20 protein-coding genes and 1 pseudogene are annotated in these 24396 nt (G+C 49.2%); 11 read left to right on the top strand and 10 right to left on the bottom strand.

Annotated elements, in window-relative coordinates; translation table 11 throughout:
* Positions 1-34: 34 nt before the first annotated feature.
* Positions 35-724 carry a 3'-5' exonuclease gene (locus ACFSB2_RS22140; RefSeq protein ID WP_377945276.1) on the bottom strand — a complete coding sequence of 230 codons (690 nt, stop codon included), beginning with the start codon at positions 722-724 and terminating at the stop codon, positions 35-37.
* A 10-nt stretch (positions 725-734) separates the two neighbouring features.
* Positions 735-1754: a putative nucleotidyltransferase substrate binding domain-containing protein gene (locus ACFSB2_RS22135; RefSeq protein WP_377945275.1), complete on the bottom strand. Its 1020-nt coding sequence runs from the start codon at positions 1752-1754 to the stop codon at positions 735-737.
* 201 nt (positions 1755-1955) lie between these two features.
* Here ACFSB2_RS22135 and ACFSB2_RS22130 point away from each other — a divergent pair.
* Positions 1956-2153: pseudogene (locus ACFSB2_RS22130) on the top strand (zinc ribbon domain-containing protein); the annotation flags it as partial.
* Positions 2154-2235: 82 nt separating this feature from the next.
* A complete protein-coding gene (gene glnA / locus ACFSB2_RS22125) occupies positions 2236-3603 on the top strand; it encodes a type I glutamate--ammonia ligase (RefSeq protein ID WP_377945274.1) in 1368 nt (455 codons plus the stop codon).
* A 132-nt stretch (positions 3604-3735) separates the two neighbouring features.
* Here the strand turns inward: glnA and ACFSB2_RS22120 are convergent, their stop codons facing one another.
* A complete protein-coding gene (locus ACFSB2_RS22120; RefSeq protein WP_377945459.1) occupies positions 3736-5025 on the bottom strand; it encodes an ammonium transporter in 1290 nt (429 codons plus the stop codon).
* Positions 5026-5229: 204 nt separating this feature from the next.
* The gene (locus ACFSB2_RS22115) at positions 5230-7005 is read right to left on the bottom strand and encodes a chloride channel protein (protein ID WP_377945273.1); all 1776 of its coding nucleotides are present in this window, start codon (positions 7003-7005) and stop codon (positions 5230-5232) included.
* A 495-nt stretch (positions 7006-7500) separates the two neighbouring features.
* On the opposite strand from ACFSB2_RS22115, the gene ACFSB2_RS22110 reads away from it, so the two are divergent.
* Positions 7501-8883, top strand: a complete 1383-nt coding sequence (locus ACFSB2_RS22110; protein WP_377945272.1) for an amino acid permease — start codon at positions 7501-7503, stop codon at positions 8881-8883.
* 89 nt (positions 8884-8972) lie between these two features.
* Here ACFSB2_RS22110 and ACFSB2_RS22105 read toward each other — a convergent pair whose 3' ends face one another.
* From ACFSB2_RS22105 to ACFSB2_RS22095, 3 genes are all read right to left on the bottom strand, one after another.
* Positions 8973-9803 (bottom strand): sugar phosphate isomerase/epimerase family protein, encoded by an 831-nt coding sequence (locus ACFSB2_RS22105; RefSeq protein WP_377945271.1) that lies wholly within the window; start codon positions 9801-9803, stop codon positions 8973-8975.
* 61 nt (positions 9804-9864) lie between these two features.
* A complete protein-coding gene (locus tag ACFSB2_RS22100; protein ID WP_377945270.1) occupies positions 9865-10620 on the bottom strand; it encodes a sugar phosphate isomerase/epimerase family protein in 756 nt (251 codons plus the stop codon).
* A gap of 33 nt (positions 10621-10653) precedes the next feature.
* On the bottom strand, positions 10654-11868 hold the full coding sequence (locus tag ACFSB2_RS22095) for a Gfo/Idh/MocA family protein (protein WP_377945269.1): 1215 nt from the start codon (positions 11866-11868) through the stop codon (positions 10654-10656).
* Between the two features lie 326 nt (positions 11869-12194).
* On the opposite strand from ACFSB2_RS22095, the gene ACFSB2_RS22090 reads away from it, so the two are divergent.
* Positions 12195-12377, top strand: coding sequence for a hypothetical protein (locus ACFSB2_RS22090; protein WP_377945268.1), 183 nt, complete (start codon positions 12195-12197; stop codon positions 12375-12377).
* Positions 12378-12412: 35 nt separating this feature from the next.
* Here ACFSB2_RS22090 and ACFSB2_RS22085 read toward each other — a convergent pair whose 3' ends face one another.
* The gene (locus tag ACFSB2_RS22085) at positions 12413-13261 is read right to left on the bottom strand and encodes a helix-turn-helix domain-containing protein (RefSeq protein ID WP_377945267.1); all 849 of its coding nucleotides are present in this window, start codon (positions 13259-13261) and stop codon (positions 12413-12415) included.
* Between the two features lie 185 nt (positions 13262-13446).
* On the opposite strand from ACFSB2_RS22085, the gene ACFSB2_RS22080 reads away from it, so the two are divergent.
* The 4 genes from ACFSB2_RS22080 to ACFSB2_RS22065 all read left to right on the top strand — a co-directional run bounded on the left by ACFSB2_RS22080 (position 13447) and on the right by ACFSB2_RS22065 (position 17446).
* Entirely contained in the window at positions 13447-14223 is a 777-nt protein-coding gene (locus ACFSB2_RS22080) for a phytanoyl-CoA dioxygenase family protein (RefSeq protein ID WP_377945266.1), read from the top strand.
* A gap of 377 nt (positions 14224-14600) precedes the next feature.
* Positions 14601-15320 carry a phosphotransferase enzyme family protein gene (locus tag ACFSB2_RS22075; RefSeq protein ID WP_377945265.1) on the top strand — a complete coding sequence of 240 codons (720 nt, stop codon included), beginning with the start codon at positions 14601-14603 and terminating at the stop codon, positions 15318-15320.
* Between the two features lie 113 nt (positions 15321-15433).
* Complete coding sequence (locus ACFSB2_RS22070) at positions 15434-16201, top strand: YoaK family protein (protein WP_377945264.1); 768 nt, start codon at positions 15434-15436, stop codon at positions 16199-16201.
* 60 nt (positions 16202-16261) lie between these two features.
* Positions 16262-17446: a GGDEF domain-containing protein gene (locus ACFSB2_RS22065; protein ID WP_377945263.1), complete on the top strand. Its 1185-nt coding sequence runs from the start codon at positions 16262-16264 to the stop codon at positions 17444-17446.
* A 33-nt stretch (positions 17447-17479) separates the two neighbouring features.
* On the opposite strand, the gene ACFSB2_RS22060 is transcribed toward ACFSB2_RS22065, so the two are convergent.
* Together ACFSB2_RS22060 and ACFSB2_RS22055 are read right to left on the bottom strand one after the other, a co-directional pair.
* Positions 17480-19249, bottom strand: a complete 1770-nt coding sequence (locus ACFSB2_RS22060; protein WP_377945262.1) for a cache domain-containing sensor histidine kinase — start codon at positions 19247-19249, stop codon at positions 17480-17482.
* Entirely contained in the window at positions 19231-20790 is a 1560-nt protein-coding gene (locus ACFSB2_RS22055; RefSeq protein WP_377945261.1) for a helix-turn-helix domain-containing protein, read from the bottom strand. Before ACFSB2_RS22055 ends, ACFSB2_RS22060 begins: the two co-directional genes overlap by 19 nt.
* 339 nt (positions 20791-21129) lie before the next feature.
* Between ACFSB2_RS22055 and ACFSB2_RS22050 the strand changes: the two genes are divergently transcribed.
* The 3 genes from ACFSB2_RS22050 to ACFSB2_RS22040 are packed head-to-tail and all read left to right on the top strand — an operon-like array spanning position 21130 to position 24385.
* On the top strand, positions 21130-21990 hold the full coding sequence (locus tag ACFSB2_RS22050) for an ABC transporter permease (RefSeq protein WP_377945458.1): 861 nt from the start codon (positions 21130-21132) through the stop codon (positions 21988-21990).
* Positions 21984-22844 carry a carbohydrate ABC transporter permease gene (locus ACFSB2_RS22045; protein ID WP_377945260.1) on the top strand — a complete coding sequence of 287 codons (861 nt, stop codon included), beginning with the start codon at positions 21984-21986 and terminating at the stop codon, positions 22842-22844. Before ACFSB2_RS22050 ends, ACFSB2_RS22045 begins: the two co-directional genes overlap by 7 nt.
* Before the next feature lie 23 nt (positions 22845-22867).
* Positions 22868-24385 (top strand): extracellular solute-binding protein, encoded by a 1518-nt coding sequence (locus ACFSB2_RS22040; protein ID WP_377945259.1) that lies wholly within the window; start codon positions 22868-22870, stop codon positions 24383-24385.
* Positions 24386-24396 lie beyond the last annotated feature (11 nt).

Genomic DNA, 24396 nt, shown 5'->3' with positions numbered 1-24396 from the left:
TGGCGCCATGGGCAACAGCGTTCGATTGCGGCGTTTAGCCCATGGCGCGTGAACTCGTCCAGTCGATCACGTCCGATACGGTTCGCAAACCAATCTGTTCGCACAGTTGGATTTCCTTTCGCCATACCTCGGCGGTCATGCGCACGTCGGCATCTGCCTGATGGCGTCCCTCGATGTCTACGTTTAGCCACTGACATACCTCATCCAGCGTAGGCACACGTGGAATGCGTCCAAGCGCCTGCGCCACCACCGCTGTGTCGATCACGATGGGACGTAGCTTCAATTTCCAGAGTTGGCGGGCTTGGCGCTGCAGGAAGGACATCTCATGTCCGGCGTGATGGGCAATCCAAACCCGGTTGACGGCCAAGGAAAGCGCCGCTCGCAGCACTTCGCCGAGATCATGCCCGGATTTCAGTTGGTCAGGCGACAAGCCTGTGAGATTCCATATCGTCTCAGGCACGCTTGTGAGATTGTCGTGACGAATCAACTGGTACATAAACTCGGAGAAATGTGGCTCTGTGCCTGTCAAGCAGCCCGCCGCGATCGACAAAATGAGGTCTGTCTCCGCCGAAAAACCGCTGGTTTCAATGTCGATGACGAAGTAATCGATCATCGACAGCGGTGCATCCCAAATCTTTTGCACAGAGGAAGTAGGCATTTGTTCATCTTCTGGCCGTTGGCTGTGCAGGTCGACTGCATGATTCGGACCTCGAAACCATTTCATCGCGATACCCTCATTTCCGGAAAGTACGATGCACCAAACGTTCTAGCCGCTTGGCGGTCTGCACATGCAGATTTGCTTCTTGGCGATATGGCTCACTGAGCGTGTTCCAGCACACCAAATCTTGTGGCGGCTGTTCTTTCGCGAGATCTTCTAGGTGTTGAAAAAGTCGCAAGCGCCAGCCAAAATGCAAGGCTGACCGAATGTTTGAGGCCAATTCTTCGGACAGGACGCACATCGATTGAAGCGCGTGTAATCTGTCTTGAGTTGGCAGCGCGTGAACACCTTCACGCAGGGCGAGGAGCCGCACCGAGTGGACGATGGGGTTCAACAACCCGGCTTTTACATCAAAGTATTGATGTCCATGCACGGTTTTTGTCTTCACTTGTCCGCGCAGATCTATCGCAACGCTTTTATGGATACCAAGGTGCGCCATCTCCCAACAAATAAATGAAGATTTGCGGATGCCAGCGCAGACATTCTCCGCAATGTTCGCCCATACTGTGGTTTCTTGGTACAGTGGGCGGCTATCCGCCATGATGAATAGGTAACGCGCATGCTGCCAGTTTGGAAACGAGAAGTACTGGTCAATGCGCTTTTTCCACGCTTCTTCAGTGCCAATCCAGCGGGGGTTGGTGCCCATGACAAATCCCTGGCAGGGCTGAAAGCCAAGACCGTGCATGCCTTGAATGAACTGCTCCAAGTATCTTGTCGCCTCATCAGTTTCAATTTCGCCGTCGGTGATGAGGGCGTAGTCGAGATCGCTCCCGAGGAGGTCTTCTCCTCTTGCTGCAGAGCCAAATCGGATGTAGTGCACATGTTTTCGGATGTCTTCGGGCACATATGCTGTCCAACCCAGACGGAGGAGTTGCTCTCTTTGGATTTGAAATGCGTCAATCCAGTCTTGCAGCGAGCCACCTTGTGTGAACCAGGATTGCGATGTTTCAATGACAGCATGAAGCCATATTTTGTGTCGCGCGAAACGATCCTCTGCTGCAAAGTCCGCAAAGTTCAATTCAGGAAAAGAAATCACTTTGAATTCCTCATTTCTCCGCTTCATCATATCATTTCGTTGCTTTAAATCTCGTGTGTGGCTTATAGAATTTCGCCGTAAAAACCATGGATTCATTCGTGGGATAAGGCGTTTGCCAAAGGCAAAATGCGCTTTACGCACTAACATGTACAACATAAAATATAGGTACGGAGAAGATGAGCGCGTACAAGTTATCCGTCAAGTAAAAGATGTTCTACAGGTGGGTGCGGTCATCGGATGGACAAAATGGCACTAGAAGTCCGAATTTGGACTTGCCCGAAGTGTGGAACCAAACATGACCGAGACATCAACGCAGTGAAGAATGTCTTAGCCGCAGGGCTTGCGGTGTTCGCCTGTGGAGAGGCGGTAAGACCCGCTCGAAAGCTAAAAAAGCCGTAGAGCGGGCAAGTCCTCTGCGAAGCAGGAAAGCCAACGTGTGAGCTTTGGAATCTCACGTCTTTAGGCGTGGGAGGATGTCAAGATGAGGACAACAATTACCTCTTTGAGCGGAGGCTATGCGATGCGTAGCAAAACGGAAATATTGGAAAGCGCCAAACAGGAAAACGTGCGTTTCATCCGCCTGCAGTTCATCGATTTATTTGGCACGCTGAAAAACGTCGAAATTCCAGTAGAGCAGTTAGATAGCGCGTTGGACGGCCGCATCATGTTTGATGGCTCCTCCATTCAGGGCTTTGTCCGGATTGAAGAATCGGATATGTATCTCAAACCGGATTACAACACTTGGCTGATTCTGCCCTGGTCACCTCAACAGGCGCGGATTGCTCGCCTGATTTGCAATGTGCATCTGCCAGACGACAGGCCGTTTGCTGGGGATCCGCGCACCATTTTGCAGCGGGCTGTGGCAGAAGCGCAGTCAATGGGCCTGAACGCTTGTCGAGTTGCGGTGGAACTCGAATTTTTCCTGCTCAAATTGGATCAACAGGGAAAACCGACGACCACTCCGAATGACGAAGGTGGCTATTTTGATATCGCGCCGACAGATGAAGGTGAAAATTGTCGGCGCGATATCGTCATGACACTTGAAGAAATGGGATTTCGCGTCGCTTCGTCGCACCATGAAACCGCTCCTGGCCAGCATGAAATTGATTTGGATTTTACGGATGCGGTCAGTGCTGCCGATAACATTATCACGTTGAAAATGGTCGCTCGGACCATCAGTCGCCAGCGGGGCTTACATGCCACATTTATGCCAAAACCTTTGCAGTCTGCGGACGGTTCCGGGATGCACTGCTATTTCTCCTTGTTTCACGAAGCAGAGCATGCGTTTGCTGACGCAGCGGACACCTTGCATTTAAGTGAGATGGTCAGATCCTACATCGCCGGCCTTTTGTTTCATGCGCCAGGCATCACGGCGATCACCAATCCACTCGTAAACAGCTACAAACGGCTGATTCCTGGTTATGAGGCGCCATCATACATCTTTTGGTCGACCAACCATCGCATGCCGTTCATTCGAGTATCCCAAGCTTCTGACACTGGCACACACATTGAATTGCGATCACCTGACGCTTCGTGCAATCCGTACTTGGCTTTTGGCATCAGTTTGTATGCTGGGCTCGATGGCATCCGCAAGCGCATGTCTTTGCCAAGTCCAGTTCATCAATCCATTGCGGCAATGTCCGAAGAAGAGCGATTTAGACAAGGAATACGTCGACTTCCTACCAATTTGGAGCAGGCAGTTGAATCCCTGGAGGAAGACGAAATTATCCGGACTGCCCTGGGTGAACACGCGTATGCACACTTCATTCAGGCGAAACTTTTCGAATGGGAACAGTACCAGAAGACCGTACACCCTTGGGAGTTGAACCAGTACGTGGAACAGTATTGAGTACATCGCCAGCCTGAAGATGAATCTGCGCTTTGGTGTAGGGTGGGCGAAAACATAAGAGAAGGCTTGGCGGCACAGGGCGCCAAGCCTTCTCTTATGTCGCTTGCGCATTTTGGATTGGACCAAAATGATTTATTCATTTTTCGGGAAGGTTGCCGACTGTTCCGGAAAGAATTTTTGTATCTGCGTCGGTGTCAGCGTTTCTGGGTATGCCGACTCGTGGTGCAGTATCAGATCCAACCCCATGATCTCCTCTTCTTTGGTGACGCGAATGCCCATCACGAGGTCGACCACTTTGAGGAGAATCCACGTGCCGATACCGGAGAATAACCAGGTTGCGACAACCCCGATAAGTTGCAGCAACAGTTGGTGCGGATTTCCTTCAAACAAGCCATTGGCGCCACTGGAATTGACGGCTGTCGTCGCGAACAGACCTGTTGCGATGGCGCCCCATGTACCGCCGATGCCGTGGCCGCCAAATGCATCCAGCGCGTCATCATAGCCAAGTTTTGACTTCATAAATGTGGAAGCGAAATAACAAATGGCGCCGCCAAGCAAACCGAGAATGATGGACCCGCCTGGTGAGACAAATCCTGCCGCAGGTGTAATGGCGACCAACCCAGCAACTGCGCCGGCGCAAACGCCCACGAGTGAGACGTGTCCAGTCTTTAGCTTTTCAACAATCATCCAGCCGACAGCTGCTGCGGCCGTTGCGGTGTTTGTCGCGAGAAACGCTTCAGCAGACAAGAAGTTGGCGCCTAGAGCGCTGCCTGCGTTGAAGCCAAACCAGCCGAACCACAAAAGCGCTGTTCCGAGGAGGACAAATGGGACATTATGCGCTTTGATGGAACCGGAACCGTGTTCTGCTCTGCGACCAAGGTAAATGGCTGCCACCAATCCGGCCACACCGGAAGAGATGTGTACGACCGTGCCGCCAGCAAAGTCAAGCACACCCAACTGATGCAACCAACCACCAGCGCCCCAGACCCAGTGTGCCAGCGGATCGTAAATCAATGTGGCCCAGAGGACGATGAATACGATGAACGATGCGAATTTCACGCGTTCTGCCAGGCCGCCAACAATGAGCGCCGGCGTGATAATGGCAAACATCATCTGGAAAATGCCGAACACCATGTTGGGGATGGTGCCAGCGTAATTGCTGTCTGGTTGGGCCCCAACGCCGTTCATGAGGAACCACTGAAAATTCCCGATGATATGGTGAAAATCGGGACCGAACGCCAAACTGTAGCCGATGATGACCCATTGTAGTGAGACCACCAAAATTACTGCCACGACTTGCAACATGGTAGTAATCACGTTTTTGCCACGAACGAGCCCGCCGTAAAAAAACGCCAATCCGGGTGTCATCAAAAGTACAAGTGCAGAAGAGGCCAGGATCCAAGATGTATCACCAGAATCAATTTGATTAGTTGTGGCAGCAAAGCTTACATTCGGAACTAGGATGGTACCCAAAAGAACACATAAAACCAATAGATAATTACATTTAAACAATTTTTTCATCATTCCACCTCGATTTCACAGAATTTAATGTTTAATATAGGTGGAAGTATACGTGAGTATCCATGGATAGTCAATGTTACATGTTAGTTTTTATTACACGAAAAATCAATCGATGTCTTTATACGCGTAAATAATGTCTGAGCTGCCAATTACACCTAATGGAGCGTCAGCGCGAGTGACCACGAGATAGGTGACATTGCGCTGTTTCATGATGGTCAGTGCTTCGGCAAGACAGGCACTTTCATCAATTTGATAAATGGTTTCCGGCAGCAGGCTTTCAACCAACTGGTTCGTATGCTGGCTGTTGAGTGCCTCCAGCACCTGAGCGCGGGCGATTGAGCCCACAACGACACCTTGTGGGTTGCGGACGACCGCAAACCAGGCCGTTTTTTCAGCAAAGCGCTGCCATGCTTCCTCGATGGTGACATTTGATGGGATGGTCAATCTTTCCATCGCCAATGCTTCGCCCACGGTAATTGCCTTCATGCGATTTGGATCGCGCTTGCGCAGGATATTTAAGCCGCGCCGCACAAGTTTCAGCGTGTAAATGTTATCTTTCGTCAATGTGCCTGTCACCGTTGCGGAGATGACCGACGTGATCATAATCGGGAGAATAATGCCGTAATCGCCAGTCATCTCGAACAACATCATGATGGAAGTGACCGGGGCTTGTGCGCTGCCTGCAAACACGCCAGCCATGGTGATGGTTGCCACACTGCCAGGACTGATGCCCATGTGGGGGAACAAGTCAGCGAAAACCAGGCCAATGGCGCCGCCCAACATAGAGCCCATGTAAAGGCCTGGAGAGAACACGCCGCCAGACCCTCCTGCTGCAATGGTGATGGAGGTTGCGAACAGCTTGAGAATCAACAGCGTGATCAACAGCGCTAAACCAAGGTGGTTTTTCAACGCCATATCCACTGTGTCATAGCCAACGCCAAAGATCTGGGGAAACCAAACGCCGATGATTCCGATGATGGCCGCGCCAAACAGCGCTTTTAGCCAAAATGGCCATTTTCGCCGATCAAACCAGTCTTCTGTCCCATAAAGCACTTTAATGTAGACGTAGCTGAATAAACCCGCGAAAATGCCTGCAATGATGAACAACCAATAAACTTTAAAATCCCCTGTGTGATAAACCGGCATTGGAAAAGCAGGATGATTGCCTAGATAAATGCGACCGATGGCTGCACTCACGACGCAGGAGATGACAATGGCGGTGAAGTTTTGCAGCGCAAAGCTGCCGAGAATGACTTCAGTTGCAAACATTACGCCGCCGATGGGCGCATTGAAGGTGGCCGCGATTCCAGCGCCGGCACCGCACGCCACAAAGAGGCGGAGGGTGCGCTCCGGCAGGTTGAGGTATTGGCCCAGGATGGAGCCGAACGCTGAGCCGATTTGAACGATAGGTCCTTCTCGCCCTGCGGAGTTCCCAGAACCAATGGTGATGGCCGATGCGATGGCTTTCACGAAGACCACGCGCGGCCGAATGATGCTGTGATTTTCGGCAATGGCGGCCATCACCTCGGGAACACCGTGTCCTTTGGCTTCTGGGGCAAAACGTTTGACAAACGCGCTGACAATGAGTAAGCCGATGATGGGGAATAAGATCACATGGTATCGTCCAAGTGAAGAAAGCGCATGTGCGCCAAAGCCAAAGAAGAAATCTGTAACCAGGCTGATGAGTTTGCGAAAGCCAACTGCGCCATATCCAGCGACAACGCCAATCAGAACTGCGTACAACAATAAAACAAGTGGTTCGGGGAGTACATTCGTCAAGCGGGCGTGGAATCCGGGATGTGATTTGTACCACTTTCTGAAGGAGAATTTGCTTGTCTTATTGGTGTGATGAGTAGTAGTACTAAACCACAAACGATTCAAAGTGAAATCCTTCCTTCTGTAAATGTCGCTGCATATATATTCAGTATTATGTTACAGTACATGCGGTCTTGACTTCAATGGGGGCAAAGTGTATATTCAAGCGCTTATATAACGCGGATGAGGACAGACGGTGACATTTTTGTTTCGGGAGAGAGGGGAACGGAGTTGCAGTCTTTGAACGGTTCCATCAATTCCGTCTGGATGGATAGATATTGGTTTGAATCCGGTGTTTATTTTCGGGGTGGGTCTAGCGTGTTTGGCCACCGCTTTGGTCTCCGTGCGGTTTAGTGGAGTTTTCCCATCGGCTTTGTGTTAGGGTTCATTTTATCCGTCCTGTATTACCGCTATGGTCACTGGAAATCCGCCGTCATGTTGCGGAACCAAAGCGCATCCGCGCCAGCAGATGCCGTGGAGCCTACTTGACGTCACAGTGGTCACGCGCCATCACTTCCCCGCATATGCTGACACCCTATAATGGTGAGAGGCGGGAGTTGAGTGGAACAGCGAGACAGGGGGAATCACGCTGATCGTCGTGGATTGCGACGAAGTTTGCGGGCTAGACATATTCAGATGTTGGCATTTGGCGGGGTGATTGGCGTTGGCCTGTTCTATGGCGCATCGGTGTCGGTGCAACTGGCTGGCCCAGCCGTCATCCTCGATTTTGTGATTTGTGGCATCATTGTCGCGCTTGTGATGCGCGCACTTGGCGAGATGACGGTAGCGGAGCCTTCGGCGGGATCGTTCAGCATCTATGCGAAAAAGTTACTTGGGGAGCGAATGGGCTTTATCACGGCGGGGATGTGGTGGTTCTATTGGGTTGCGACGGTCATGTCCGAATTGGCGGCCATTGGCAAGTTGATTCAGGTGTGGTTTCCAGGCTGTCCTGCTTGGGCGCCGGGGTTGATTGCCCTGATTCTCTTCACGGCATCCAATCTAATGATTGTTCGCATCTTTGGCGAATTGGAATACTGGTTTGCGGTCTTGAAATTACTCGCCATTTTGGTGTTCATTGTCTTTGGGCTGTTGATGATGCTCACGCCTTGGCTACATGTCGGCGGGGCGCTTGGTCTGACGAACTTGTATGTCAATCATGGCTTCTTCCCGAATGGTTTGTTTGGCGCGGTGATGGCGCTGTCCTTGGTGGTGCAAGCGTACAGCGGCATTGAGACGCTCGGTGTGGAGGCAGGTGAATCGGCAAAGCCCACAGAAACGCTGCGAAAGGCGTTTCGTTCGGTCACTTGGCGGGTGCTCATCGTGTACGTAGGTTCCATGTTTGTCATGCTCTGCGCCTTTCCGTGGACGTACCTGATTCATCACAGCGGCAGTCCGTATGCTTTGATGTTTGCTCGGGCTGGCATTCCAGTGGCCGCAGGACTCGTCAATCTGATCATCATCCTATCTGGTTTATCCTCTTGCAACACAGGGTTGTATGGCGGAAGTCGGATGTTGTTTTCGATGGCGCGACAAGGGTTGGTGAGTCGCTCATTCGGTCGATTAAATGCGCGGGCGGTGCCCTATGTCGCAGTATGGGCAACGGCCATCGCCATTTCCATCGGCATCGTCATCACCTATGTGGACCCGAATCATGCGTATGTTTGGATTACGAGCGCGTCTGCATTTGCTTCGCTCTGGACTTGGTTTGTGATTTTGCTTGAACATGTCATTTATCGTCGGCGGAAAAATGGCACAGCAGGAACAACTGAACAAAAGCGCATGCCGATCACGTCGTTTATCGGCATGGGACTGCTGTTCATCAGTTTTGTGTTCATTGTCTGGTCGCCGTTGACGCGCGTTTCCGTATTTGCGGGGGTTGTATTCCTCGTTCTCTTGTGGGTCATTGACTGGCTGCGTTCGCTGCGCCGCAACACTGTGCGCTAGGAACTTGGCGGATGGAGGAATCATTGCGGCAGGATCACTAAAAATGGCGTGTCCATTGACACGCCATTTTTAGTGTGTAAAAAAAGATATCAGCCGTCGATGGAGTACGCCTTTTGAATGGCAGTAACGCCTTGTTTAGCGACATCCAGCGCAGTTTTGCCTTGAAAATCCTCGATAAACAATTCCAGCGACAAGTAGCCGCGATAGCCAATGTCCCATAGCTTCTGTGCAAACTGGTTGGAAGGAAGGATCCCCTCGCCAGGGAATACTCTATCCTTGTCTGCAATGGTTTCACGGCTGGGCGTTTCTGGATAGTCGTTGACGTGTACCATGCCGATGCGATCACCATTGAGATAAGAAAGCCCAGACAATTTGCTGCCTCCCGTGTACATGTGGAAAGGATCCAACAGGATTTTGGCGTCGGCGACACCACTTTCCATTGCCACATACACTGCATCACTCAGACGGGAAAGTTGGTTGGCGCGTCCCCAGAATTCGAGCAATGGCTCTACACCGATGTCGCGCGCTAACTCGGTCAATTTGGCGAATTGGCTGGCCATATCGTCCAGTGAAACGCCGTCCACATTGCCGAATGGCGGTGCGGCGGCAGCGGCACAACCGATTTGCGCCAACTGTTCCAACTCTCTTTTTGCCTGTTCAAAACCTTGGCTGCGTTCGGTTTCATTGGCATCGGACCATTTCCAAAAGGCAATCGCGTTGACCACTTGGATGCCTGTCTGTTCGATGTGATCGCGAAGCTCTTTTAGCGTTCCTCCGTTTTCCAAATAGGCGTCGAGATCCCGCACCCAAATTTCAATGCCTTCGTAGCCAGCCGCAGCGGCGATGCGAATTTGCTCTGTGATGTCCAGTTTGAACGGCAACAGTGTGGAGGCGTTCAGTGACAGTTTAAACGGAAACATGAAATTCCTCTTTTCTTTTGATTTCGAATGTCGTATGCGGGAAAAGCAGCATGTACGCTGTTTATGCCATCAAGTCGAGCTTTTTCAAATTGTCATAGCTGATTTTCAAACTCTGGAATGGGTCAACACGACATTCGTCCTGTTCGACGACCAGCCATTCAACGCCAATTTCCTCGGCGACTTGGGCGATGGCCTGGAAGTCAAGTACGCCTTTGCCGATCTCGGCAAACGCTTGTTCATCTCCTGCTTCCATGTCTTTGATATGCAGCATCGGCGCCCGATTTTTCAATTTGCTCAGGTATGCTACTGGATCCTCGCCGCCCTTTTGGATCCAGTAAGTATCCAGCTCTGTTTTCACCAAATTTGAATCGGTTTCGCGCAACAGGATATCCAGTGCGTATTCGCCGTCAAACTTCACAAATTCCCAATTGTGGTTGTGATACAGAAACTGTAGGCCGCGCTGACGAAATTTTTCACCGATTTGGTTCATCTTCGCCGCTTTGCGCAACACGTCCTCCCGTGATTCGAAGCGGAGAGAAATGGTGACGAACTTTCCTCCATCAACTGCTTCGAGATAATCGGCAATGACATCCGTGTCAAAGTCCAATGTGTCAAAACCTGCGTGCGTGCCGACCACCTTCAATCCTAAGCGGTCCAAAAGCTCTTTCTGTTGGGGAATTGACATGCCTGCTGGCGGCAAGCCCAATTCAATGCCTTGATAGCCAATTTCAGCGACCTGTTCCAAGGCGCCTGCGTAATCTTTGGCGAGTGCCTCGCGAATTGTGTACGGTTGAACAGCTACTGGGAATTTTTTCAACGTCCTCACCATTCCTTTCATCACTCGTCCGTGTTAGGCGTCCAGCAGGTTGTACTGCAGCCCGAGGGGCAGTGGAGCAGGGCGTTCGACGGTGGAGCGCAAATGGACGTGCTTTTCCGTTTGCGACGCTTCGAAGATGCTAAGTGAAATATCCAAAACATGACTGGCGAGGCGTCCATTGGCGCGGTTTGGTCTGCTGAGTTGTATGGCGTAGGCCATGTCGGCAATGCCCATGCCGCGACCCTCTTCGGCGTAGGGATGCGTATGCGGGATCTCTTTTTTCTCCCCGTTCAGGAATTGGATAGTGACTGGTCCCCCGAACATATTGGGATCTGGCACAGTGAGATTGCCCCGTGTCCCGTATATCTCAAGTCGGGGTAAATAGCCAAAGCTTTCCTTGGCCGCTTGTAGATTTGCCACAACACCACTTTGGAAATCGAGGACGGCGGCGACATTGGTCGGTGCTTCCACGGGAACCGCTTTGCCGTAAGCGGATGAATTCGGGTTGGTGATGTTCACTTCTTGATACAGTTGCTGCGCCGAACCCGTCACGCGGCGCACGGGGCCAAGCATGGCAATGAGCGCTGTCAAGTAATATGGACCCATGTCCATCAGCGGATCGCCACCGAGTTTCAAGAAATTTTGAAAATTGGGATGTGTGCCATTCGCGGCGTGGCCCATGATGATGGTGCCGTTTGCAGCGTAGGGCTTGCCAATCCAGCCGTCGTCGATGAGTTTAATACAGGTTTGGATGCCCGCGCCGAGAAATGTGTCAGGCGCGCAACCGACAAGGAGACCCTTTGATTCCGCAAGTGCCAAGACTTCGTCAGCATCTTCGCGAGACAGCGCAAAAGGTTTTTCTGTGTAGACGTGTTTCCCCGCTTGAAGCGCTTTCAAGTTGAGCGGCGCATGTGCAACTGGCGCAGTTAAGTTGAGTACGATCTCAATGTCGGGATCGGCAAGGAGTTCATCCACTGTATAGACGTGTGGAATATTGTACTCTTGCGCCCGTTTTTCGGCATTCGCTGGCACCGCGTCGGCGATGGCTTTGACTTCCAATATGTTGCTGTGCTTGCTTGTACAATTTTTCAAGTAGTTGTTGCTGATTACGCCTGCGCCAATGACACCAATTTTCACTTTGCGCACGACATTCACCCTTTCATCATCCGAATCGTCAGCAGCTTTGCAGCATGCCATCCTGATTTCCCGACTTACAGTGAAGCGCCTGATTTCTTGGTGCTGGGACATCATGCGCTTCTTCCTACATCTTATACCTCATTGTTTACTATGAGCGACATAATCTCAATAGACCGTATGTAGGGATTCGGCACCGAAATCTCGGTAAACCGAGGGCGGAATGGCGTGGCACCACGGTACCGACTTTATTTTCGGGACAGAAACCATCAAAACAATGATCACCGTTACTGTATCAATCTGTTTAGCCAATTCGCAAGCATATTTTTGCCTGATGTTTGCGGATAGACCGCCATGCGTGATGCGTCCCGCACCAGCAGAATCATGAAAATGTCAGTCGATCGAGGCAGCGCGTGCTGAGTGAAGCGGAGTGGTTACGCATGAAAAAGGAGTTGATAAAGATGTCAGAGATGGCGCAGGAGATCTATAATGATGGTCGCCAACAGGAAAAGATGGACACGGCTCGTCGGATGTTGCGCGAGGGGGCGGCTGTTGATTTTGTCGTGAAATGCACACAGTTGCCTATCGACGAGGTGGAAGCGTTAAAGCGAGACCTGACATAAAAATCAGGAAAACCCGCATCAGCAGGAAATGATACCTATTGCTTCATTGTGTGGAGTTTTCCGCATTTGCGATATTGACCAGCTGTCATCCCTGTAAATTTTCGAAACGTATTTTGGAAGTGAGGGGAACTTGTGTATCCAACGCGATGCGCAATTTCATCGATTGTATCGCTTGTCGTGAGCAGATAGCGTTTGGCGACTTCCATTCGATAATGGATGAGATATTGTATCGGACTGTACCCAGTTTGGGATTTGAAAATCCTGGATAAGTGAAACGGCGACAAGAAAGTTGTGCGCGACAGCTCTCTAAGTGTAATGTCTTCGGCGTAGTGACTATGGATGTAGTGCTGGGCTTGAGCAACAGCGCGAATTGATTTGGATATTTGCGGATGGATGGGTGTCTGATCAATTGCGCCAGCAAGTTCAGTTAGGACGATGGCCAACATATAATCAGCAATTTGTGTCGCTTGAGGGCTTTCTTTATGTGCTTCAGCGAGCATGGTGTGGAATCGCTGTTTTACTATCTCAAAATGTGATCCAATCGGCAAGACGAGCGGCACGTGTGGCGATAGGAAAGTGCCGGGTGGCAGTCCTTGAATATATAGGTTTGAACAGGCAAAGCAGAGTATTTCACGAGGACGACTGGCGTCTGTGTACTCTTCATGCCATTCCCCTCGGTTGTACACCACTAGACAGCCAGGCTCAAAATGGTACGATTCTCCCCGTACAACACATGTTCCCGTGCCTTTTGTAATCAAAAGGAATTCCACCCAATCTGGATGATTGTGCAAGGAACGATTGTATTTTTCTCCTGCATTCCAATGCAGGGAACTTGCATAGTGCAGACGCGGCAATGTGTGATTTGCAAATAATGTTCCCGACAAATTCATTTCACCTCACCAAGTTGAAGGCTGCTGGATATTTAATCATATGGTAAGGCACCAATATAGCAGAAGTTTGTCTGAAGTAGAGCAAGAATGCATATCGTTTGAGCAAGAAATCGAATTCATCAGCCAAAAAAGACCCGATACAATATCTATCAACGATAGTGTGGAAGGAGTTTATGCGCATGGCCAACCAAGTCATGAACATGCAGAATGCACTTGCAGATTTGGGTGTCACCGACGAATTGCTCAATGAGGATGAGAAGAGGCAACTGGATGAACAAGGCTATTTGGTGCTTCATGATTTCATTGAGAAAAAGCATCTGATTGCATTGCAAGACAAATATGAGGAACTGATGCAAAAAGAAGGCCAGAATGCTGGCAAGGAGTTTGGTCAAGAAGCAGGGACGCGCAGACTCTCAGATTTGATCAACAAAGGAGAAGTCTTTGATCTATGCTGGCAACATCCGAAAATGCTTGCCATCGCTCAGCATGTGATTGGGCGGGACTTCAAAGTCAATTCCATCAATGGGCGCGATGCGTTACCTGGTCAAGGTCATCAAGCGTTGCATGCCGATGCGGGGCGGAGGGAACCAGGTGCACCCAATGTGGGGATTAACACCATTTGGCTCTTGGATGATTTCACACCAGAAAATGGAGCAACTCGTTTTGTGCCAGCAACACACAATCTAGCAGGCGCGCCGGCAGATTATGTTGCAGACCCAAATGCGCCACACCCAGATGAAAAGCTTGTTATCGCTAAAGCAGGAACAGTATTCGCCTATAATTTCCATATGTGGCACGGTGGAACGCTCAATCAGACAGATAAAACGCGGAGGGTGTTGCACCCAAGTTTTATCGCACGCGAATTGCCACAACAATATGACCAGCGTGAATGGTTGCGTAAGTCCACTGATGACCGACTGTCACCTGCAGCGAGGTTTTTACTTGATGTAGATTGACGGGCAATCGCCTGCGTACTTGATTTACTTGGAAAAAGGCGTGATCGAATCACATATGCTTGTCGCCTGTAAGGACGTACGCGATGTAAATGCGCCTACGTCCAGTTTTGCTAGTCGGCGTGCGCCATTGCAAGCACATATCCCCTCCATTTATCATTTCTTCAGCCACTACAAGGTGTATCATTTGATTTGCCACTTGTGCATATTTCGTCTTGAACTTACTATTTAAACTTGGTGTTTCTAAATACCGATGCCTTACGTGTCAAAAGAATGTGTTGGGAAATTGCCAGGCGCGGGATTTTTCTTCCGATGCGTTCCAAAATTTGCTGATCATTTTCACATGTAAAGTAAACGAGTAAAATTAGGAGAAGAATGATGTGAACAAATATGAACGGCAATGTCTACTGGAAGCATATGGATGGCGTGCGGATACAACCTTCGACTTATTGCACGCTGGGGAAAATGAAACATATGTCGTGGATACCGTACATATGAAATACGCGCTTCGCCGCTATCGACCAGGAAGATACACGGGGGAGCAGGTTCGTTCAGAAGTAGCGTGGGTCGATATGCTTCACACTTTCATGCATGTGCCGCGCATTGTAAGGAACAAAGCGGGCGATGCAGTCTCCTGTTGCCATACTTCCACAGAGAATATTCTGTACGTGGTCAGCGAGTTTGTCAGTGGAGAAACCATTCTTCATCCTACAGCATCTCACTATCGGACACTCGGCCATATCATGCGGTGTTTGCACGACAGTGCGGATCTCATCAGTGCCAAAGTTTCATCAAATTGGGCTGGATGGAATCGACCGCAATATGACTTACAATACATTGTTGAAGCGCCCTTATACAGTCTACTGGCATTTGACGTTCTAACTGACGAAGATAAGCGTCGGTGCATGAACATCGCCGCGCAGTTGAAGAAGAAGCCCACCTTGGCACGGCGTTGCGTATATTCTACATGGCGGGAAAAATACCCAAACGTTTGGACATTGAAGCGTTGCGGCACAACCCAGAAGCGCGCATTAGACGATATTTGGGGTGGGTGGAATCAGAGATTTGTTTATCAGGTGTCGAGTAGATTCTATGTGTGATGCATCGCGGATGGCGCGGCACCAAACTACCGACTTTATTTTCAGTGTAGATTACATTTTCTATCGATCACGCTCTAGACAAAGTTTATTTCAGAACTAAAGGGGTTTTCATGTTGTTAAATCCAACTGCTCGGAATATTTTTCTCGTCATGCTCACCATGACGTCGGGATGTGTAGACGCCATTAGCTTTCTCGCGCTTGGACAGGTGTTTACGGCAGCTATGACCGGAAATACTGTGCTATTCGGCTTATCTCTGTCACACGCCGATGGGTTGTCGGTCATGCGCTATGCTGTGGCGTTGCTTGGATTCATGCTCGGGGCGGCGGTTGGCGCCGCAATACTCATTCGTCGGCGTCAGAACAGCGGCTGGAGCGGGATTGTCACTGCAACGCTGTGCATGGAGTTGGCCGCGCTTGTGTTGTTCGTTGTGCTGATTTACATTCTCCCGCCGTCTGCCTTGCTCCATTTAAACGGCCTCTTGATCTTGATTTTGTCCTTCGCCATGGGCGTACAAGGTGTCGCGGCGAGGAGAATTGGCGTCAATGCAGTGACAACAACAGTGATTACGAGCACTTTGACTGGACTTGTGGAAACCTTGGTTTGGAAAGCGGGAGACAAAACGCAACTGCAGAATCACGGGGATGAACCAAACAAACGCAATGGAAACACGGCATCTGTGACCTCTATTCTGATGTGGATCTCGGTTATCGTCTTCTATGGCGTCGGCGCCGGAATATGTGGTGTATTTGAGCTTCACTTTGCATTTGAGGCCATCTGGCTCCCGATTGGACTTGTGGCGTTCGTGCTTTTGACGGACACAGTGCTTCGGATGTTTACACTGATGCGCTCATCCGATAAAGGAACGCTTTCCAGGCAATAAAACAGTGTCTTGATACACGAACGATGGTTGGTTTTCACAAGTATCCAAGGAGAGTAAGACATGCTACTTACTGTTCATGTTGCATCCATTCCGCTCTGTGTATTGTCGATCACCTGGCTTGTCTCGTGCTTGTTGTTGCTCAATTACAGGCGCAATCGCTGGGAGATTGTCTCTAAACCCGCTTCCAGGCTCACTTTCATTGGCGGCGTATTCACGGCCGCATATGCGGTGCAATTGAATGCGAACCATTCATCCATGGCGAGTCATTGCTTTCGATTTGTCGCTCCACTGCTTCTGCTGATGGCCATTGCGACGCTTGAGACCATGCTCGCCTTGTTCAGGCAGCATCAATCCAAATATTTCATTATCTTGTGGTTGTGCGGGTTGGTAGTTTTCATCGCGTCTCTTGCGGCGCCACAGCAATGGTTCGCGTTGCGCAAGAATGCGGATGGCTATTGGATCGTACCCGTACATGAAAATCTGCTCATCATACTGATTCAGTTTGGCGATCTGCTGATTATGGTCAGTCTGATGGTGATTTTCATTGCCCAATTTTTTCGCAAAAGTCCAATCAGATATCACATATACGCCTGTGTTTTACTGCTTTTATTCTATTGCTATATAAACGATACCTTCATTGCAATGACGAGGAAAGTGCCATTCCCGCTAAGCTGGATTTCGGGGCTGGCCTTTTATCTGATAATATGGTTTGAACTTCGGATTGAAATCAAGGAAACGCAGCGCCAATTGAATGTTGACAGCTTGACAGGCGCCTATACCAGACATTACGGAGAATCGTTCCTACAAAAGGTACGCCAGACTGCACAAGTCGGTGTGCTCTATTGCGATATCGACAATTTTAAGCAGGTGAACGACAATTTGGGCCATCCGACGGGGGATGAGGCCTTGGCGCTGTTTGTCAAACAGTTGAAAAAATTATGCCGCAAAGAAGACATCGTCGTGCGCATGGGTGGAGACGAATTTGTCATCATTTTCCCTGGTGCTCAAAAACAGCATGGTGAGCATTTCGTCAAAAGGTTTGAAAATCAACTGAAAGGATTTTCTATATCATCGCGGGATGAGAAAATGGATATACAGGCGAGTTTCGGTTGGGCGTGGATTGATGTCAGAGGGGACGCGTCTGCCGTTCTTGCAAGATCTGATTCCGCCATGTATGAAGCGAAGCAATCAAAAAAGCAACCAGATTCATCGGCGGCGCCAGTGCACCATGTTTTAACCGAGTAAAAGAGGGTGGCATTGTGGCGTCTCTCAAATGAATCATTCGGGCGCGTTGCCCGTATCGCATGTCTGCACAGGGAGGCAGATCCGCGCCACCGTGCCTGTTCCCCATCTGCTTTTTATCCTCAGATGATGGTGTTCACCGAAGTAGATTTGGATCCGTTCATGGACATTTTTTACACCGATTTTGTTCAGTCCTCGTTTCTTGATGTGCCTTTCCGTATTGGCGAACAGTTGACTCACTTGCGCTTCGTGCATGCCGACACCATTGTCGAAGACGTACAGCATCAGCTTGTCGCGCAGAATGTGACCGCGTATCCAGATGGTGCCGTGTTGTTGGTTTGGGAGAATGCCATGGAAGATGGCATTCTCCACAAGTGGTTGCAGCGTCAACTTGGGCACCTTGCTGTCCAAGATGTCCTCGGGGATGTCGATGTTGAGTGAAAAGCACGAACCGTATCTGACCTGCTGGATTTGTGCAAACATCTGTAAAGCTTGAATTTCTTTTGCCAATGTGATGAAAGGCGACACTTTGTCAAAGCTCATCGAGATCAGGCCCACCAAGGAGTGAATGGTTTCACGCACTTTTTCGGTTTCACCTTGTTTTGCCAAACTGCTGATACAAGCAAGCGTGTTGTAAAGAAAATGTGGGCCAATCTGACTCTGCAGCATTTTTAACTCGTAATCTTTTTTGCGCGCCTCCAGTTCTCCATTGGTGGTGAGCAAGTCTTGAATGCGCTTGAGCATTCGATTGTAGCTCAGCGCCAGACGGCCAATTTCATCCGTCCGATCCGTCGACACAAAACTGGGGTTGGTCAACGCTTGGATTTCATCCATTGTGGCCGCAAGTCGGCGGATGGGTTTGCTAAAATTTCTGCTGAAAAAGTAGACAATCAAACAAAGCACAGCAAACCAAATGACACCGATGATCCAATAATAATGGTACATCCGGATCATATCTTGATAAAATACATTTTTGTCGACCAAAGATATAATGTTCCAACCGAGGTAATTCGTGTTCGATTTAATGATCATCAGCGATTGACCTTTTAATTGCACACTTGTCAAGCTGTTTGGCAAAGTCGTCAGCATCTTTAAAAAAGCTTGGTTCAGCCGCGGGGGAAATGTGGAGGCCTCCAGAGATGACAATGTGCTGGGGGAGTCATAGGTGATCAATTTTTCGTCACCTGTCAGGAGTACGAAATTTTCATATTTCCCATATAAAACATTGGATAGACTGTTGTTCAATTGTGCTAAGTCGATCTCGACAATGGCTGTCCCTAAGGCGTTGCCACTGTTGTCGGTAATGGGACGTACGAATGCAATCGTTTTTCCGGATATCGGCGATTGGTACGGTGAACTCGAATTGATGGCCCCATAATTTTGCTTTGCCAGGCGACATAGTTTCGCTAAATATGGATTGCCAATGGTCGCATAAGCAACTTGATTGCTGGCGTACACCGTGCCGTCTTTTTTGACCAGGTAAATGGTCTGGATGATGCCGTTATCTAATGCGCAATATTGCTCAAGCGTTTCCTCGACTTGGATTTGATTGTGGTTCTGCAATAAATCTTTTCTAGACGACAAAAGGAGAAGAATGTCTTCAACATTGGATACGTAGGAGTCAATATACTGATTGGTTTGATGAATGAACACTTGCAAATCGCTGTTGAGTTGATCCTCGAAGATCAAACCCATGACATGCGTATCCAGCGTTGTCAATGGGACAAACAAAACGAGTGAGATCAAGACGAGCGTGATGAATTGTTTGGTGGCCAGTTTCCATCCCTTTACCCATTGTAAGCGCATTGTTTGGCCAGTCCTCTCTTGTATTCCTTCGGTGTGCTACCTGTCCACTGCCGGAATACGCGTGAGAAATAGCGATAGTTGGGGATGCCGACCGCGACAGCAACCTCATACACCATCAGATTGGTTGTGCGCAGCAATTTCATAGCGCTTTCAATTCTGCATCTGGTCATATATCCGTTGAACGTTTCTCCTGTTTCTTGCCTGAAGATACGGCTCAAATAGGTTGGACTCAAACTGACTTTTGCGGCGACAAATTCCAATGTAAGATTGCTCGCCAAATTTTCAAGAATGATCCTTTGGGCATGACGCACTTCAATATGACCGCCGATACTTTGCAGGTCATCCATGGATATATTGTCATTTATCATGCGAACGGCATCCATTAATTTGATAGAGGCGAGAATGTCTTCGATGATTGCTTCTAAGTGAGCGAAGAGATGGAAATCTCGTTGCCATTCTGTGACCCAGGTCACGAGCATTTGCTTCACTTGTGAGACATCAAACTCGTCGGAACGTGCCCATTCAGTAAATTCATGCTGCAAAAAGTGTTTGATTCCACCTACGTGTGTGCAATTTTTTTGTTTTTTTGTCTCGATATGAAGGAGATCTTGTTGCTCGATTGGATGGGCTGCCTGTGGCATCCCTGATAAAATGGCCTGATGTTGCACCGTATGCTGCCACTCATCTGTGTAGAAAAGCGCGCGTTGCAACTCCGGGATACATTGCATGAATTGTACCAGATCAAATGCGGTTTCAAGTCGCGATCCGAGCACGCTGAAGCTGCAGATGTGTGGTATCTCAACCGTGATGGCTGCCTGTAGGCGTTGCAGCAAGTGAAAAATAGGATGCTCTGTCGCATGTATATTGATCTCTTTATCTCTTGTTAGCAGAAGATATTCGTTTTTACGCATCAAAAATACATCTATCGAAAGGTCTGTACGTTGGATTTCTTCAAAAAAGAAATCGCTTACAAATGGTTCGGCCATTTGCATGCTTGCGTGGGGTAAGTGCAACATGATGTAACAAGGCATAGCGGGCAAATGCGCTTCTATTTTCCCTTTTGTTTCCAATTGCATTTCTTGCAGCGCGCCACTCAAGCGCGCGGATTGTAGTTGATGGAGTTCCTTTTCCCATAACAGACGGGTATGTGCCCGTTCCCGCAGCAAGGTTTTTCGCGCTTTATCGAGCACTTGCTCAATCTCTTTATCGCAAAGCGAGATTTTGATGAGATAGTCGAGTGCGCCAGCTTGGATGGCCTCTTGCGCATAGTGAAAATCAAGATGACATGTGAGTAGAACCACTTGGACATGAGGATATTTTTGTTTGATTTTATGCATCAATTCAATGCCATCCATGATGGGCATAGTGATATCGGTCAAAACGACATCTGGAATCTGTGGCGCGTCAAAGTGACACCACGCATCCAAGCCATTGGACGCGGTGCCACACAGTGAGGCCCCAAATGATTCCCAAGGCAACTCGGATAATTCTTGTAGCAATGGCTGCTCGTCTTCGACCACAAGCACCCGCAGTGATTGCATACACATGACCCCCATAAAACATCTTTTTTGCTGCAATATGCAAACTTCTTTCCATTCATATTTTCTTTGGCCTTTGGACAATTTTAATATACACACTATGCCCAAATGCGTCTTGGCTCAGCAGGCAGGTTCACAAGATTGTGCACATAAACGCAAGATATCTGAATATGCGGACAGCTATGGTGCAAGTATGATTTTTGATAAAGAAAGGAGGTGAATAAAATGGCAAAAAGTGAACACGGCATGTCTGCATCCGTTACCGTTGGCACCAACTTGCTTCAGCAGCGCAAAGTAAGCGCCCTCACCAGACGCTTGTGGCGTTTTCGCGCATTTTACCTGATGTTGTTGCCTGGGGTGATCTGGTACATCATTTACAAATACATCCCTATGGCTGGCATTGTCATCGCGTTTAAAGATTACAGCATCTTAGACGGTATTTTTGGCAGCCCTTGGGCACATCCATGGTATGGGGATTTTGTCCAATTTTTTCAATCGCCGTACTTTGCCGAACTGATGCGCAACACGCTTCTCATCAGCCTGTATAAGTTGGTTTTTGGCATGGTGCCGCCGTTGATCTTAGCCTTGTTGATTCACGAGTGCACGATTGGCTGGTACAAGCGTTTGGTGCAGAGTCTCACTTATATGCCGCATTTTTTATCGTGGGTGATCATCTACGGCATCTTGATTGCCTTTCTGTCACAGAGTTCGGGACTGCTCAATCATTGGTTGGTTGAACTAGGTGGCCAGTCCATTCCCTTTATGACGTCGACGCATTGGTTTCGCGGACTGCTCGTGTCGTCAGACATCTGGCAGAGCATGGGCTGGGGCGCCATCATGTATCTGGCTGCCATGGCGAGTATTGATCCGGCGATTTACGAGGCGGCGCGGGTGGATGGCGCGAGTCGCCTGCGCGTCATCTGGCACATCACATTGCCTGGAATTCGCTCGGTCATCGTTTTGCTGTTCATCCTGCGCTTGGGAAGCATCATGGATGCAGGCTTTGATCAGATCTACATTCTCTATAATCCGCAAGTCTATGCCGTTGCGGACATCATCGATACATGGGTTTTCCGTACAGGTCTGCAGCAATTAAATTTCAGTCTGGCTACTGCAGTAGGGCTGTTTAAATCGGCCATTGGGTTGATTCTGGTGCTTGGCAGCAACCGTTTGGCGCGGAGATGGGGGGAAGGAATTTGGTAAAAACCACGCAAGACAGGGTGTTTAACGGCGTTGTCGTGCTGATTTTAGGTGTTGTTGGGGCCATTTGTCTATTCCCTTTGTTATTTGTGGCCTCTGCGTCACTCACACCGTTCGCAGATATTCTGAAAAATGGCGGTTATGTGCTCATTCCTTCTTCCATCACATTCAGCGCTTATCAGGAACTGCTCAAATACGCTGGCGTCGTGCGGGCCTTTGGTGTGACCGTCACCATCACGGTGCTTGGCACGCTGATCAACATGGTGCTGACGACATTGATGTCCTATGCCCTAAGTCGCAAGGAATTGCCAGGACGGAGTTTGTTTTTGTTCATGGTGGTTTTCACGCTGTTGTTCAGCGGTGGGCTCATTCCCTTGTATCTGGTCGTGCGGGCCACTGGGCTGACCAACACCATCTGGGCGATGATCATCCCAAACGCCATTTGGAGTTTTAATGTGCTCGTGATGAAAAGTTTTTTTGAAAACTTGCCTGGCGAACTGTTTGAAGCAGCGCGAATGGACGGATCAGGCGAATTCCGCATGCTTTGGCAGATTGTCATTCCGCTTTCCGTGCCAGTGATGTTGACGATTGGGTTGTTTTATGGCGTGGGCCATTGGAACGAGTACTTTCAAGGGATAATGTATATCACCAACACAAATTTGTATCCGCTGCAGGTGGTCATTGATAACATTCTGACACAATCGCAGCAGTCTATAGAAAATGTGGATGCCACTGTGCCGACCATGACCATTCAGATGGCGGCGGTGGTCATCGCCAGTCTACCCATCATTGTCGTCTATCCTTTTTTGCAAAAGCACTTTACCAAAGGCATGCTCATTGGCTCCATCAAAGGATGATATATCAAGGGGGTTACATTGTCATGAAGCATTTGAGTGGGGGAAAATGGCGCAAAACGTGGGCTTTGGTCACACCGCTTGTGTTGACCAGCGGACTTGTGGCGGGCTGCGGTTCCGCAAAAGCGGGGGACAGCAGCCAAAAGAGCAGCGTGGTTTCGCTGCGCATCATGGAGAACCAATCGACGTCTTTACCATCGCCAGATCAGGACATCATCTTGAAGACGTTAGATCAGAAGCTGGGCGTAAACATTACACTCAACGATTTTTCACAATCGACCGATTACGAGAATCAGTTGAATGAACAAATGGCAGCTGGCGACTTTCCGGATTTGTTTCAAGTGCCGGATCAAAATACGTTGATGACCCTGCAAAAACAAGGCGTGTTGCTCGATCTCACTCCCTATTTGAAAAAGTTAGGCCCGACGACGAAGCTGATTGGCGACAATCTCAAAGATGGCGAGTTAAACGGCCAAGTGTATGCCATATCGAAAGCGCCCAATCTGAACTACAGCACTTACTGGATTCGCAAAGACTGGTTGAAGAAGTTGGGGTTACAGGAACCGACCACATTAAGCCAATTGTTCAATGTGGCCAAAGCGTTTACAGATGATGATCCGGACGGCAATGGGAAAAAGGACACCTACGGCATTACGGGTGTTGGGTTGAGCGCCTTCGCGCCGATATTTGGCGCTTTTGGTGTGGGGATGCCTGGCGATTTCTACATCAAGAACGGCAAGCTCGTTAACGCTTTGTTTGATCCAAATATGCCGAAAGCCCTCGCTTATATTCACACAATGGTCCAAGCTGGTGTGGTGGATCCTTCCATCATGTCGTACGACGGGGCGCCACAGGTCCAAGAGCCTGCTTTTGAGGGGAAAGATGGCATCATGTGGATGGATTGGCCGAATGTGATGAAGGACAATTTCAAGCAGGAATGGAAAAAAGTCAATTCAAATGCGCAGTGGGTTCAATTGCCTGCGCCAAAGGGACCAGGCGGACAATACAACGGTACGTATGATAAAGACTCTTCTTCTGGCATGTACGCCATTCCGAAGTCATTGGCGAAGGATCCGGCAAAATTGAACAAAGTGTTTGATTTGCTGAACTACGTATCTAAGCCAGCAGGAAACGATCTCGTCGATTATGGATTGGCGGGTCGCGACTACAAGATGGAGAATGGCAAGATTGTCACATTGCCAAAATTAGATGAAGAGGGCGGATATTTTTTTGTTTATCAGTTCACGGGCCGCCCAGAGCAGCAGTATCTGGACACCAAATTTTCCACGCTCACGCAATATATCAAGTTTGCGGCGGATCAACCTGTGATTGAGACCGTAAACGGGTTTATCAACTTGCCGCAGAATTACAATGCGAATGATGCCAACACCTATATCACGCAGGAAATCACGAACTTTATCTTCGGCAAGCAACCATTGAGCCAATACCAAGCTTTTCTCAACACGCTGCAGACGCAGTACAAATACAAGATTTATCTGCAGTCAGCGCAGGAACAGATTCAAAAACTCGGTATGACAAAATAGTGCTTCAGTCT

This window comes from Alicyclobacillus fodiniaquatilis (assembly GCF_042678105.1).
Classification (GTDB): domain Bacteria; phylum Bacillota; class Bacilli; order Alicyclobacillales; family Alicyclobacillaceae; genus Alicyclobacillus; species Alicyclobacillus fodiniaquatilis.
This window is presented reverse-complemented; position numbering and strand designations above follow the sequence as displayed.